Source organism: Mesotoga sp. B105.6.4 (assembly GCF_002896535.1).
GTDB lineage: Bacteria > Thermotogota > Thermotogae > Petrotogales > Kosmotogaceae > Mesotoga.
Genome location: NZ_JWIM01000031.1, coordinates 1 through 13,760, shown reverse-complemented (window position 1 = coordinate 13,760; position 13,760 = coordinate 1). Strand labels below are relative to the sequence as shown.

11 protein-coding genes are annotated in these 13,760 nt (G+C 47.3%); 8 read left to right on the top strand and 3 right to left on the bottom strand.

Annotation, left to right across the window (positions count from 1 at the left end; all coding sequences use genetic code 11):
• Positions 1-129: 129 nt before the first annotated feature.
• The 8 genes from fdrA (at position 130) to ileS (ending at position 11,199) form a co-directional block, all read left to right on the top strand.
• Positions 130-1,662: an acyl-CoA synthetase FdrA gene (gene fdrA / locus RJ60_RS06980; RefSeq protein ID WP_103134322.1), complete on the top strand. Its 1,533-nt coding sequence runs from the start codon at positions 130-132 to the stop codon at positions 1,660-1,662.
• Positions 1,663-1,664: 2 nt separating this feature from the next.
• On the top strand, positions 1,665-1,844 hold the full coding sequence (locus RJ60_RS06975) for a hypothetical protein (protein WP_103134321.1): 180 nt from the start codon (positions 1,665-1,667) through the stop codon (positions 1,842-1,844).
• Entirely contained in the window at positions 1,828-3,093 is a 1,266-nt protein-coding gene (locus tag RJ60_RS06970; RefSeq protein WP_103134320.1) for a DUF1116 domain-containing protein, read from the top strand. Before RJ60_RS06975 ends, RJ60_RS06970 begins: the two co-directional genes overlap by 17 nt.
• A gap of 12 nt (positions 3,094-3,105) precedes the next feature.
• A complete protein-coding gene (locus tag RJ60_RS06965) occupies positions 3,106-3,897 on the top strand; it encodes a cyclase family protein (RefSeq protein ID WP_099829314.1) in 792 nt (263 codons plus the stop codon).
• Positions 3,898-3,923: 26 nt separating this feature from the next.
• Positions 3,924-4,799, top strand: coding sequence for a xanthine dehydrogenase family protein subunit M (locus tag RJ60_RS06960; RefSeq protein WP_099829313.1), 876 nt, complete (start codon positions 3,924-3,926; stop codon positions 4,797-4,799).
• Positions 4,796-5,299, top strand: coding sequence for a (2Fe-2S)-binding protein (locus tag RJ60_RS06955; protein WP_099829312.1), 504 nt, complete (start codon positions 4,796-4,798; stop codon positions 5,297-5,299). Before RJ60_RS06960 ends, RJ60_RS06955 begins: the two co-directional genes overlap by 4 nt.
• Positions 5,286-7,700, top strand: coding sequence for a xanthine dehydrogenase family protein molybdopterin-binding subunit (locus RJ60_RS06950; protein WP_103134319.1), 2,415 nt, complete (start codon positions 5,286-5,288; stop codon positions 7,698-7,700). The genes RJ60_RS06955 and RJ60_RS06950 overlap by 14 nt, the downstream gene beginning before the upstream one ends.
• A gap of 355 nt (positions 7,701-8,055) precedes the next feature.
• Positions 8,056-11,199, top strand: coding sequence for an isoleucine--tRNA ligase (gene ileS, locus RJ60_RS06945; protein WP_103134318.1), 3,144 nt, complete (start codon positions 8,056-8,058; stop codon positions 11,197-11,199).
• A 54-nt stretch (positions 11,200-11,253) separates the two neighbouring features.
• Here ileS and RJ60_RS06940 read toward each other — a convergent pair whose 3' ends face one another.
• From RJ60_RS06940 to RJ60_RS06930, 3 genes are all read right to left on the bottom strand, one after another.
• Positions 11,254-12,045: a family 1 encapsulin nanocompartment shell protein gene (locus RJ60_RS06940; protein WP_103134317.1), complete on the bottom strand. Its 792-nt coding sequence runs from the start codon at positions 12,043-12,045 to the stop codon at positions 11,254-11,256.
• 11 nt (positions 12,046-12,056) lie between these two features.
• Positions 12,057-12,395, bottom strand: a complete 339-nt coding sequence (locus RJ60_RS06935) for an encapsulin-associated ferritin-like protein (RefSeq protein ID WP_099829308.1) — start codon at positions 12,393-12,395, stop codon at positions 12,057-12,059.
• 160 nt (positions 12,396-12,555) lie between these two features.
• Positions 12,556-13,692: a transposase gene (locus tag RJ60_RS06930; RefSeq protein WP_103134316.1), complete on the bottom strand. Its 1,137-nt coding sequence runs from the start codon at positions 13,690-13,692 to the stop codon at positions 12,556-12,558.
• Positions 13,693-13,760: the final 68 nt, after the last annotated feature.

Genomic DNA, 13,760 nt, shown 5'->3' with positions numbered 1-13,760 from the left:
ATTAGAGATATTGTTAGGCTTAATGGGAAAGACTAAGATAAATCGTTCTATCGGTATCGATAGGTTTCGGAATCAAGTCGGAGCAACGGGGATTTTCTTGTATTACCTTTGTTGCTTGTGGAGGTTCAAATGAAGAGAATCGAGGTCGTGAAAGGCGAATACTACGATAGCGTCACTCTGATGCTTGTGGCTAAGGAACTTAAGAAGATTGAGGGAGTCCAAGATGCTTCGCTGAATATGGCAACAGAGGCAAACATAACCATCATGAGAGCGGCCGGGTTCGAAGTAGACACGGGTTTGCTTTCACCCGACGATCTGCTGATCGGAATCGACTACGAAAGAGAAGGGATAGAGGACATCTTTGAAAGGGCCCGTTCCTATCTTGCCTCGCCTCCCTGGAAGAAGGAAGAGAAGGACACCGAGTATTCACCGGCAACTCTTCAGGGAGCTCTCTCTGTACTTCCCGAAAGCAATCTTGCTCTCATTTCTCTGCCCGGTAGATATGCAGCAGCAGAGGCTATGAAGGCCCTCAAGAACGGTTTGAACGTAATGCTTTACTCCGACAACGTCACAATTGAAGATGAGATTGAACTTAAACGTTTCGCGGAGAACAACGATCTAATCGTAATGGGCCCGGATTGTGGTACAGCTGTTATCAATGGGAAAGGACTTGCCTTTTCTAACGTGTGCCCTACAGGTCCGGTTGGAATTGTTGCGGCATCAGGCACCGGTCTTCAAGAAGTCATGGTGCAGCTCTGCCGCCGGGATGTTGGCGTCAAGCATGGAATTGGAACCGGAGGCAGAGACGTGAAGAAGTCAGTTGGAGGAATATCATTCCTGAGAGGCATACGAGAACTGGCAAAAGATCCCGACATTTCACTGATTGTAGCCGTAGGGAAGCCGCCTGCGCCGGAAGTAAGAGAGAAGATTCTGGCTTGCCTCAAAGAAACACAAAAGAAGAGCGTGATTTGCTTTATGGGAGATGATCCTAGAAAAGATGAAGACGAACTCTTCTACACTACGGAACTTGAAGAGTGCGCAGTTGTGGCCGAGGCCCTTATAAAAGGCAGAGACGTCTCTATGGCTCGAGATAAGTTGAAGGCAGAGTACGTGAAGTTGGCCGAAAAGAGACCTGTAAGCGCGGTTCATGGAAAATATGTAAGAGGGCTTTTCACTGGCGGCACTCTCTGTTACGAAGCGCAGTATATAGCTCAGGCACACATAAATCCAATCTACGGAAATGCTCCGTTGAGGGAAGATTTCAAACTGGAGAACAGCTTGAAACCAATCGGACACTCATTCATCGACTATGGCGAAGACGAGTTCACTCAAGGGAGATTACACCCCATGATAGATCCATCCTTCAGAGCCGAACAGGTGAAACAGCAATCTGAAGACCGTTCGGTAGCTGTCATCCTTTTCGATGTTGTCCTCGGGTATGGAAGTGCTGATAATCCTTCGTTCGACGTTGTTGAGGCAATCAAGTCTGTAAATAGAGAAACGAAACCGATATATATAGCTTATGTCTGCGGGACAGACGGGGATCCTCAAGATCTTGGCAGGCAGAGGACTCTGTTGGAGGAAGCAGGTGTTATAGTCTGCGAGAGCAATGCAAGAGCAGCTCTTCTGGCTGCCAGTTTAGTTTCGAGAAAGGAGCGTTGACTATGTCCTTCAAAGATCTACTCGATAATGGTCCGAAAGTAGTTAATCTTGGGATGGAAAGATTCTATCTCGATCTTCAGGATCAGGAGGTACCCGCAGTGAAGGTCAACTGGAGACCTCCTCTTGCGAAGAGCTCACTGATGGATAAATTGAGAAAGTTAAGAGGTGAGGAAGTTGAATAGTATTGAAATGGCAAACTCCATCGCATTTGAAAGGCTTCTGAAAGCCGAGCCCCATATTGTAGATCTCGGCATGGCAAAAGATGTTATTCCGGACTTCAAAGAGAAGATGATACTTCATGCAGGACCGCCAATAACCTGGGACAGAATGTCGGGACCTATGATAGGTGCCGTGACCGGTGCGATCCTTTATGAAGGCTGGGCCGAAACTCCGGAGAAAGCAAGGGAGTTTGCTTCGAAAGGAAATATCTCATTTGAACCTTGCCATCATCATAACGCTGTCGGCCCAATGGCAGGGATAATATCCCCTAACCTGCCGGTTTGGATCATTGAGGAAAAGAATTCTGGAAAGAGGAGCTATGCAACGCTGAACGAGGGACTCGGTAAGGTCTTGCGAATGGGAGCGTTCAGTGAAGAGGTTATTGAGAGACTGAACTGGATGCGAGAAGTTCTGTATCCTGTCTTGAGAAGCGGGGTCCGGAAATTCGTGAACGATTACGGGGGTCTTAACCTTAAGAGTCTTATATCTCAGTCTCTACACATGGGGGATGAGCTTCATAACCGAAACAGGGCAGCTACTTCACTTCTCATTCGTACCCTCGTACCTTCTATGATTGATGCGGAGGGGAGCAACCCTGATCTCTCCAGAGTTGTTAAATTTGTGGCGGGAAATGATCATTTCTTTCTTAATCCCGGTATGGCGGCGGCAAAGGTCTCGCTCGACAGTGTTGGTTACGTCGAAGGATCGAGTATGCTCACCATAATGGCTCGCAACGGTACAGACTTCGGGATCCAGATCGCCGGAATGAAGAACAAATGGTTCACCTGCCAGGCGGCCTTGCCGGATGTCTTGCTCTTCCCTGGTTTCACAAGGGAGGATGTCAATCGAGACATAGGAGACAGTGCGATTATGGAGACTTACGGCATAGGTGGTTTTGCCCTCGCCGCAGCTCCTGCGATCGTCCAGTTTGTTGGAGGTACACCTCAAGATGCAGTGAACTACACAAAGGAGATGTATGAAATCTGTATAGGAGAAAACAAGCACTTCACAATTCCCGCACTGAACTTCCGTGGAACTCCCACAGGAATTGATCTAATCAGAGTTGTGGAGACAGGCATCACTCCTATCCTGGATACAGGCGCAGCTCATCGAGAGGCCGGCAAAGGGCAGGTGGGTGCCGGAATTGTTAGAATGCCTTCTGAAGCTTTTGTAAAGGCAGCGGAAGCGTTCGTCGAGAAATATTCCAAATAAAGGAGGAAGAGTATGATACCGAAAAACTGGGACAAGATCAAGATTTACGAGTTATCTCAACCGATCAGTCATCTGACACCACCATGGCCAACTTATGAGCCGCTTCAGATCAAATTCTTCAAGAGGTTGGCTCCAAACGGTGCGAACGGTCAACTTCTTACTCACTCTAACCATGTTGGGACCCATCTGGATGGTTCGCTGCACTTTTGCACTCATGGTAGAGACATCGCAAGCATACCTCTGGACGAACTCGTTGCGCCAGGAGTTATCGTTGATCTCTCGGACATTGCAGAGGATTACGGGATCTACACATCAAAGGACATAGAAGAAAGAGTGGAAGTAAGAGAAGGCGACATCCTTATCATCAACACAGGGTATCACAAGTACGCTTACGACCAGCCGGAGGCAGACGAAGTAAGATACATGATCAAACACCCTGGGCCGACAAGAGAGTTTGCCGAGTGGTGCAAAAAGAAGAAGATAAAGTGGATAGGAGTTGACTGCGGTTCTGCCGACCATCCAATGAATACAAAGATCCGTGACTGGATGCCTGTTCAGGCGAAAGAGTGTGACCGCTATATGCAGAAGAAGTATGGTAAGTCCCTTCAAGAGATCTTCCCCGACGAGGACTACCAGCTTATGCATGTGCTTCTCTTCCCATACGACATTATTCACGCCGAGAACGTTGGTGGAGAGATAGACAAAATATTGAACAAGAGAATGGTTATCGGGTGCTTCCCGTGGAGATTTGTCGGCGGAGAGTCTTGTATAAGTAGAATAGTTGCGTTCGACGAAGAGGAATAAATCCAACCGAAAGAGTGGCGATATGGATGCGTGACTTCGTTCTGGAAAGGCCGCGCTCACTTTCCGAGGTCCTGGATGCACTTGGACGTCATGGAAAGAATGCCATAATCAAGAGCGGCGGTACTGACGTTATTGTCTGGCTACATAAATCCATAAAGGAGCCGGACTATATAATCGACCTAACGGGAATCGAGCAGCTAAAAGGAATAACGATAAACGAGGACAATGTGGAAATCAGGGCGCTCGTGACTCTTAGTGAGATTATAGAAGACAGCTCAATGAAACGTTACTTCCCTGCGCTGGTGCAGGCTTGCAGGGCGCACTCGGATCCACTGATAAGGAATCGGGCAACCGTTATAGGCAACGTCTGTGCTGCGGTTCCTTCCGGAGATATGATAGCTCCTCTAGTATGCTATGACGCCAAAGTTGAAATCACAGGATCAAACGGCACCCGAAACGTCCCGGTATCCGAATTCATAATCGGACCCAAGAAGACCTCCCTGGCAGTCGACGAGGTTGTGACAGGAATAAGAATCGCCATACCCGTAGTTGAAACAAGTGGTTGCTATCTCAAAGCAATCAGAAGAGAGGCTCTGGATATAGCTCAGGCAGCCGTCTGTTGTACGCTCTTCAAGGGGGATAACAGGGAGTTCAGGATTGCCTTCTGTGCCGTATCTCCCAGACCGCTGAGAGCGACGGAGGCGGAAAAACTCCTCAATTCTTCCGGTAATATAGATGACGGGGTTATCAAACGAGCCGCAGAGCTTGCAGCTGGAGCTGTTGATCCCATTACGGACGTGAGAGCATCCAGAGAATACAGGATCGACATGATTGCCGAACTGACGAGCAGGGCGATTTCTTGTTGTCTGGAAGGTCCCGTGGAAGAAGGTGTTCGCAGATGAAAGACAAACATGTGACTCTGACACTCAACGGCCGAAAAGCCACCTTGATAGTCGAGGACAGAACGACCCTTCTCAATGCTTTGAGAGAATACGGTGTTACAAGCCTGAAGCGAGGCTGCGAAGAGGGAGAGTGCGGAGCATGCACGGTTATCATAAATGGACTTCCTCAAAAGTCTTGTCTTGTCCTTGCGCGAGAAGCCGAGGGTGCGGAAGTGCTAACAGTAGAAGGGCTTGTCAAAAAAGGCAGGCTTCATCCGATTCAGCAGGCCTTCGTAGATGAAGGCGCAATACAGTGCGGTTACTGTACTCCGGGGATGGTCATGACAACCTATGCATTGCTCAAGAAGAATCCGTCTCCTTCTGAGGAAGAGATAAAAGAAGCTCTCTCGGGAAATATCTGCAGATGCACGGGTTATCTCTCGATTATCCGGGCGGTCAAGAAAAGTGCCGCCATTCTTTCCGGAAAGGTTAAAGGAGGTGAGTTGCGTGAAGACGATTAAGACAAAGACCGGAATTGGGAAGTGGTTGCCAAGAAAGTATGATCTCGAGAAGGCGGAGGGCACACTTCAATTTACCGATGACCTCAGGTTCGGTCCCGAACTGCTTCACGCAGCGGTCGTACGCTCTTCTGTAGCACACGGAGAGATCCTGAAAATCGATTATTCAGAGGCGCTGGAGATTCCCGGTGTACTTAAAGTCCTGATTGGAGAAGACTTTCCACATCACTTCGGTCTATATCTAAAGGATAGAACGCCCATGGCAATTGGGAGAGCAAGATATGTTGGAGAGCCCGTTGCGCTAGTTGTTGCCGAAACCGAGCAGGCCGCGAGAGAAGGGGTCAAGAAGGTTAAAGTAACATACAAAGAGCTCGAAGCTATCTTCGATCCGGTCAAGGCAGCTACCACAAATTCAGTGCTTGTTCATCCCGACCTCCACAAATACGAGCACGTAGACTTCATTACTCCTCAGCCAAATACCAATATTGCCAACTGGTTCAGGATAAGAAAAGGAGATACCGAAGCGGCCTTCAAGAATGCGGCTCACGTCTTTGAAGAGACGATTACGTGTCCTCAGATTGCTCATGGTTATATTGAAACACTGTGTTCAATTTGCAAGCAAGATCCCGCATCTGGAGAGATAATGATCTGGACCTCGGCGCAGTCCGCCTTCACAGTGAGAGACATAATCGCCAAGGGGATAAAGTATCCACTGAACAAGATTCGGGTGATCGCGCCTCCGATAGGCGGCGGCTTCGGAGGGAAGGCAGGGATGACTATCGAGGCTCTCTGCCTTGCAGCAGCTATGGATGAGGATCTGAAAGGAAGGCCTGTAAAGCTTTTCATACCAAGAGAAGAAGTCCTCTTGACCTCGTGGGTCCGCCAGGGATTTGTGGCTAGAATCGAGCTTGCAGTCAGTGAAGACGGCCTGATGCAGGGTATACGCCACACATTCTGGTTTGACACGGGAATCTCTGCCGAATATGGAGCAAACCCGGTTAGAAGCGCCGGTTACACATCAATGGGAGCTTACAATATTCCGAACGTCTGGTCGGACTGCTATGCAGTTTACACAAACAAGCCATTTGGAGGTGCTTACAGAGGGTTCGGTTTGCCGGAGCTAATGAGCGCACTTGAAGTCGTGGTTGATATAGTCGCTCACAAACTGAACATAGATCCAGTTGAGTTCAGAAAGAAGAACCTTTTGAAGAAGGGGCAGACTACCTGTACCGGAATGCCAATGCATGACCATGCTCTCGACAAAATAATCGACAAGGTTGCAAAGAGCATAGATGCCCTCAAAGAAGAGCCTCCAATAAGAAAGGGTTGGAAGAGAGGAAAGGGAATCGCGCTGGCAATAAAGGCGCCTGCAATTCCCGCCGACGCTTCTTCATCAGCCATTGTCAAACTCAACGGAGACGGAACGGTTGAAGTTCTTGCCGCCACAATGGATATGGGTCAGGGAACGTATAGCGCTTATGCTCAGATAGTCTCCGAAGAACTCGGGATTCCTTATGATTGGATAAAGGTCTACTATCCAGATACACAGAGCCATCCTTACGACTGGCAAACTGTAGCAAGCAGATCCTGCTGGTCGATGGGCATGGCGGTAAAGCTAGCTGCAAGCGAGCTAAGAGAGAAGCTCCTCGCTCTTTTCTCCGAATACTGGCAGACGCCTGTCGAGACGATAAGCATAGAGCATGGAGTCGTTAAGTGTCACAAACTTGGCAAGAGCGAAAGGATTGACGAAAGAGTTCAGAACGGTTTCAAAATGCCAGACGGAATTCTGAAGGGCGGCCCAATAATCGGAAGCGGCTCATTTACACCGCCTGACTTGATCTATCCCGATCCAGACACCGGGCAGTCTCCAAAGAGTGTCGTTCACTTCACTCTTGGCGCAGTGGGAATAGATTTGGAAGTCGATCCGGCGACTGGGAGAATCATTATAAACAAAGTTTGTGCGGGTTACGATGTCGGCAAAGCTATCACTCCAATAAACATCAAAGGTCAGATTGAAGGAGGAACGGTTCAGGGTCTTTCTGCCTGTCTAATGGAAGCTATGATCTACGATGAATATGGAAGATTACTCACTCCAGACTTCACGGATTACAAGATTGCCACGATAAAGGATATTCCAGGTGAGATCGACGCTTTCTGGGAAGAGACACCAGAAGAGATTTCACCTTACGGAAACCGCGGAGTCGGTGAACACTCGATGATAGCCCCTGCACCGGCAACAAACAACGCATTGTTCAGGGCGACTGGTATGAGAATTCACAGTTACCCGCTCAGCAGAGAGAGAGTTTACAAGGCTTTGAAAGCTAAAGATAAAGGTGAGACTGATTTCTGGGAATGGCCTTATGCTCTTGATCTGGCTTATGAGCGAGCAAAGAAGGAATGGTGAAATAAGAGCGTATTTTGTAAGAGATCGAAACAATCTCCAATTCATTGAAGCATCCGCCCTGCGCGGATGCTTCGTTTAGATTTCTAGTTGTCGATTTTGCTTGACAAGTTTGAAATGTATTGTATTATATTATCTATAAGCGGCTATAACCGTTGAGAAGGAGAAGAAATCTATGCCTGGTACAACTTCAGAGCCGGGGATTACAGAGTAAGACGCTTTTCTAGGACAGATTGCCTGTCCAGTCTCTTCACAGGCACTCTTCAAGTTTTTCTATTCTTAAAGCAAAAATTGACAGATACCCTCATAATTGAACTACATTATTCGACGAATACTTCAAGACAGGAGGAGACGAAGTATGCCAAGGTTTGAAGAAGTAGACCTTAGACGCCCTGCAGCTGATAGAGAAGAAGAAGTACTCTCCTATTGGAGGCAAGATGATCTAGCGAACAGAAGTGTCACTGTTAGGGAGGGGAGCCCCGAGTTTGTTTTTTTCGAGGGTCCGCCTACTGCCAACGGTATGCCCGGAATTCATCATGTAATTTCGAGAACGTTGAAGGATGCAGTTTGTCGCTTCAAAACGATGCAAGGATACAAGGTGAAGCGAAAGGCCGGCTGGGACACGCATGGTCTTCCTGTGGAGATCGAAGTTGAAAAGCAGCTGGGCTTCTCTTCGAAGCAGGAGATTGAGGACTTTGGCATAGAGAAGTTCAATCACAAGTGCAAAGAATCCGTCTGGAAGTACGAAAGTCAGTGGAAGAAAATGACAGAGAGAATCGGTTACTGGATAGATATGGAGCACCCGTATATAACGATGGACAACGACTATATAGAATCTGTCTGGTGGATCCTTAAGCAGTACTTTGACAAAGACTACATATATGAGGGCCACAAAATAATGCCATATTGTCCGCGATGCGGTACTCCCCTCGCTTCTCACGAGGTTGCTCAGGGCTATAGAGATGAGACTATTGACTCTATATACGCGAAGTTCCGACTGAAAGGAAAGGAAAACGAGTACTTCATAGTATGGACGACGACTCCATGGACGCTTCCTTCTAACGTTGCTCTAGCAGTGAATCCCAGATTCAACTACGTAAAGGTTGAAGCGATGCTGGATACCGGCGAAGTCGAATATTACTACCTGGTCAAGGATCGCCTCAGTGCTTTGCTCGGTGAAGAAGGCAATTACAAGGTTATTGAAGAACTCAAAGGCAAAGATCTTGTTAATCTCGAGTATGAACAGCTGATCCCCTTTGCCAGCGTAGACAAGAAGGCATTCTTTGTTGTCTACGGGGACTTTGTCTCTCTTGAAGACGGCTCGGGTATAGTGCATATGGCTCCTGCCTTTGGAGAAGATGACAACATACTCGGAAGGAAATTCAATCTCCCGCTTCTCCAGCTTGTCGACAAGGAAGGTAAGATAACAGAAGAAGTGACACCGTGGGCAGGGATGTTTGTAAGGGATGCCGATCCACTCATTGTTCGCTATCTGAAGGAGAGGAATCTGTTATTCAAAAAGGAGCGTTTGACCCACTCCTACCCGTTCTGCTGGAGATGCGATACGCCGCTTCTCTACTACGCAAGAAAGTCGTGGTACATAAAGACTACAGAGTATAGAGATAAAATGATCGAAGTGAACAACTCCGTGAACTGGTACCCAAAGTTTGTTGGGGAGGGCCGCTTCGGTAACTGGCTCGAAAACATGGTAGATTGGGCCCTTTCGAGAGATAGATACTGGGGAACTCCTCTAAACATCTGGAAGTGCGATGATTGTGGCAAGTTGACTTCGGTTGGATCACGAAAGGAACTGGCAGAGAGAGCGGTCGAGAATATATCAGAAGACATCGAGCTTCACCGCCCATATGTAGATGACGTTCATTTAAGATGCGAATGTGGTGGACAGATGACTAGGACCCCTGAGGTCATTGACTGCTGGTTTGATTCAGGGGCAATGCCAGTGGCCCAGCATCACTATCCATTCGAGAACAAAGACAATTTCATGGGAGAGCTATTTCCAGCAGATTTCATCTGCGAAGGTATAGATCAGACTAGAGGCTGGTTCTACTCCCTCATGTCGATTTCTGCATTCCTCTTTGGCCAGTCTCCTTACAAGAACGTTCTGGTTAACAATCTGGTTCTAGACAGGACCGGTCAGAAGATGTCGAAGTCAAAGGGAAATACTGTTGATCCGTCGGAGATAATCGAGAAGTACGGTGCAGATACACTCAGATGGTATCTGCTGGCCGTCTCGCCACCATGGGTTCCCACAAAGTTCGATGAGGACGGAGTGAAGGACACTTACAGCAAGTTCTTTGGAACCCTGCATAGTGTATTCTCATTCTTCACAATGTACGCAAATGTTGACGACGTTGACCCTGCGAATTTCGACTTGCCTGTTCCTGAAAGGGAAGAGGTTGACAGATGGATAATGTCCAGACTGAACACTCTGGTAAAGGAAGTGACAGAGCTTCTGAACAATTATGATCTTACGAAATCAGTGAGAGCGATTCAGGACTTTGTCGTCGAGGAAGTCTCTAACTGGTATGTGAGAAGGACACGAGACAGATACTGGACCAGCGAACTCGACAACAGCAAGAAGGCAGCCTATCTCACGCTTTATGAAGTACTGCTGACCATCGCAAAACTCATGGCGCCAATTGCACCTTTCACGGCCGAAGAGATTTTCAGAAACCTTACCCACAAGGAAAAGGAGTCTGTGCATCTGGAACTGTATCCGGTTGCCGACGAGAGCTTGATCGAGCCTGAACTCGAAAAGAGAATGGCCACAGTCATGGACATTGTGACACTGGGTAGAGCATGTAGAAACAAGGTCCAGATAAAGGTCAGGCAACCTCTGCCGAAGATTCTAGTGGACGGGAATATAAGAAAGATCGTCGAGTCAATGCGCGAGCTGATCCTCGAAGAGATCAACGTCAAGAACATAGAATACATTGAAGAGCTGGGAGACTATGTGAACTATGAAGTCAAGCCGAATTTCAGAGTTATGGGTCCTAAGTTCGGCAAAGATCTCAAGTCGATCGGCAATGCCCTAAGGTTAATGAAACCTTCTGAGGTTGTCGCAAGAGTCAAACACGACGGTAAGATCTCCGTTGAAGCTAACGGAAGGCTCTTCGATCTGACGGAAGAGGATCTGGACATAAGAATACAGGAACTGGAAGGCTTTACTTTCGAGATGAGCAACGACAACTTTGTCATTCTCGATACCGAACTCACTCCCGATCTTCTGCAGGAAGGGCTTGCAAGAGAAATGGTTTCGAAGATACAGACAATGAGAAAAGAAGCCGACTTTGAGATTACAGATAGAATCACTGTAGCTTACTTCGGGCCCGATGCTCTTGTAGAAGCAATAGAGACATTCAGTGATTACATAAAAGAAGAGACGCTTTCAAACAGCGTCAATTTCCAGGAGGGACTCGATACCGGGACCGAATGGAACCTAAATGGTTACAACACCAGAATCAAGGTAGAGAGGGTCTAGACATATGAAAAAAACCGGGAGCTTCATGCTCCCGGTCTCTTATTGGAATGTGAATCAGACAGTGAGCTTTACTATGATCGCCGGATCAAGAACTCTGAAAGTAAATGATTCCGTTATGAAGAGCTCTACCTCATCGTCTGTGCTGCTTTGATAACCGATTTCGAAATCTCCGCCGATTACCATCTCAAGATCTTCGTGATCCTTCGGCAGAAGAAGCGCATCTTTCAACACTCTGCTGACCACAATCTCACTTCCCAGGAAGGACTCGATTCTCTTCACCAGAGGATAACCGGAAACATGTGAGTTCAGCATAGACATAGTATCTGGATTGACCACAAGGACAAACGGTCCGTCAGTGAAGTTGTCTTTCAGAACCTGGACTGCTCTAGACAAAGACTCAATGATTTCATTTGGCTTCGATCCGAGAGGAATGGGGTCGTTTTCGCTAGCTTCAACGATTCCCTCGACTGAAGCCTTTTCGTAGCCGTTATAGATGACTCTCTCTTCAAAGAGCGCGATTTGCTTAACCGCATCTTCAAGAGGTGCAAGATCTGAATCCTTTGCGCCTCTTTCTATATCATCCATCTGCCACCGCACCAGCTTGAACGGGATTCTAGCCTCTATTAGAGGTTTTGCTTTTCTCAAGCCCACCCCGATTTCACCTTCTCTATCCAGGAGCATCACTCTTCCTTCGGGCAGAAAAGAGTATTCCCAGCCCTTAGGTCCAACAACGTTGACGATCTTTCTTGCCGATAGGTAGCTCTTGAGTACTTGCTTTGCTCTCTCGTTTATCTCTTCCCATGCCTCGCTTGATAACGGGGCCAATTGCCTTTTGAAAAGGTCCATCGCAATCCCTCCTATTTCATCTTTCCGATGTTGAGACCGCCATTTCCGGAAGAACCTTCACCGGCTTCTTCAACTTCGGTTATCGGGGCATTCGTGAACAGATATGTCTTTAATTCCTCATCCCATCCGTCCATATTTCTTCTGAGCCATTCAAGAGTCATACACGCATGTTCTATCTCTTCATCTCTGTTGTGAGCCATGACTGCCTTGAGTTCAGGGTCATCCGAAACATCGACTCTCTGGTTGTACCAGTCAACTGCCTCGATCTCTTCCTTGAGGCTGTTGAGAGCTCTGGAAATGTCTTTTGCCTTTTCGCTAAGCTTTTCAAACGGTTCGTGATAATTGCTCATTTGCACGCCTCCTTCTAAACTATCGTGTACTCCATACTATACAAACTATTTTATCATAATTTAAATTGTAACATAGCAAGCCTGTCGGTTAAGAGCCGCTGTACGCTGGAAGAGCCGCTGCACGCTTAAGAACGAGGACCCGCTGAACGCTTGTAAAAGCTCAGTTGCAAGTTCCAAGGTGCAAGTTGTAAGAAAAAGCAAAAGCCGGGGTTGGGGGGTAGCGGTTCGTGGTAGGAAAGAGCAAGAGAACCTGGTTGACCGTTGAACGGTTCTCCGCTCTCCGAGGATAATCGGTTCTTCGTTCCGGAGCGAGTACCTGATCTTCGTTCTTGGGCAATCGACGACGACGAGGCGGATCAGAGGTAAGGGGAATGAGGCTAGAGGTAAGAAGATCAAGATCTCTTCGCTCTTCCGACCTCTTGCCTCTGACCTCAGGCTCCGTGATGGTGGATATGACCTTAATGTCTGCTTCCCAGAGTATTCCGGGTCTATTCAATCTATGCACTGTAGAGCGTCTTACAGGATGCGTATGTCTGGTGTAGTACTTCCTTACGAGCCTCAGCTTCTTTCTCAGTCTGTGCAGCTTCTTGTGGTTGACTATTATACCCATCTCGTTCAGTAGATACTTACTAAGTTTCTTACTGCCGAGGACCTTCAAGTAATACCTTGGATCATATGGATCGTGAAAATAGAAAATCTCGAGGAGTATCTCTTCAAGTTCAATGTCGGTAATCATTGTTCCATCTCTCTTGTTGCAGAAACCGCGAGTTCTCTTAGGTGGCTTACCGACAAGGATAACCTTCACTTTCTTCTTGTGGTAATAGCTGCTCCTTGGAAAAGAAAGGACGAGTAGAACAAACTTAATTGCAAAGCCCAGTCCTATATAATCGTCAGCCAGGAATCTGTCAGTTATTCGGTTTCTCTCTTTTTTTTTTAACGCTTCTTGCAGTATCTTGACCTGCAATTTGTATTCGGCTATTTCTAGCAATAGCTTCTCTTTCTCGGTAAAAGGACCCTTGAGATCACTTGGATTCTCTCTTATCTTGTCAAGTCCCAGTTCCTTGTATAGAACAGGTGGAATCTTATTTGGATCTCTAATGAAACTTCCCCCTCGTGATCCCTTAAAAAACGCAGCTTCTCCTTCCTTTCTGTATTTCACAGTCCAATTGTTCAATGTCTTGGAGCTTATTCCATTCTCTTGTGCAATCTCTTCAAGTGTCTTGTCTGTCTCTGCAAACTCCTTAGCTAATCTAAGTTTGAACTCAGGATCATAACTCTTGCCTCTCGGATGCTTCATCCATATTCACCCCTTCTTAGTCTACTATTCCTAACTTACTTGTCCAATTCCCCTGGGGGGTGAATACG

Coding starts and splice junctions, on each gene's coding strand:
- RJ60_RS06965 (WP_099829314.1), top strand. CDS start 3,106: ATGATACCGAAAAACTGGGACAAGATCAAGATTTACGAGTTATCTCAA.
- ileS (WP_103134318.1), top strand. CDS start 8,056: ATGCCAAGGTTTGAAGAAGTAGACCTTAGACGCCCTGCAGCTGATAGA.
- RJ60_RS06960 (WP_099829313.1), top strand. CDS start 3,924: ATGCGTGACTTCGTTCTGGAAAGGCCGCGCTCACTTTCCGAGGTCCTG.
- RJ60_RS06930 (WP_103134316.1), bottom strand. CDS start 13,692: ATGAAGCATCCGAGAGGCAAGAGTTATGATCCTGAGTTCAAACTTAGA.
- fdrA (WP_103134322.1), top strand. CDS start 130: ATGAAGAGAATCGAGGTCGTGAAAGGCGAATACTACGATAGCGTCACT.
- RJ60_RS06935 (WP_099829308.1), bottom strand. CDS start 12,395: ATGAGCAATTATCACGAACCGTTTGAAAAGCTTAGCGAAAAGGCAAAA.
- RJ60_RS06955 (WP_099829312.1), top strand. CDS start 4,796: ATGAAAGACAAACATGTGACTCTGACACTCAACGGCCGAAAAGCCACC.
- RJ60_RS06975 (WP_103134321.1), top strand. CDS start 1,665: ATGTCCTTCAAAGATCTACTCGATAATGGTCCGAAAGTAGTTAATCTT.
- RJ60_RS06940 (WP_103134317.1), bottom strand. CDS start 12,045: ATGGACCTTTTCAAAAGGCAATTGGCCCCGTTATCAAGCGAGGCATGG.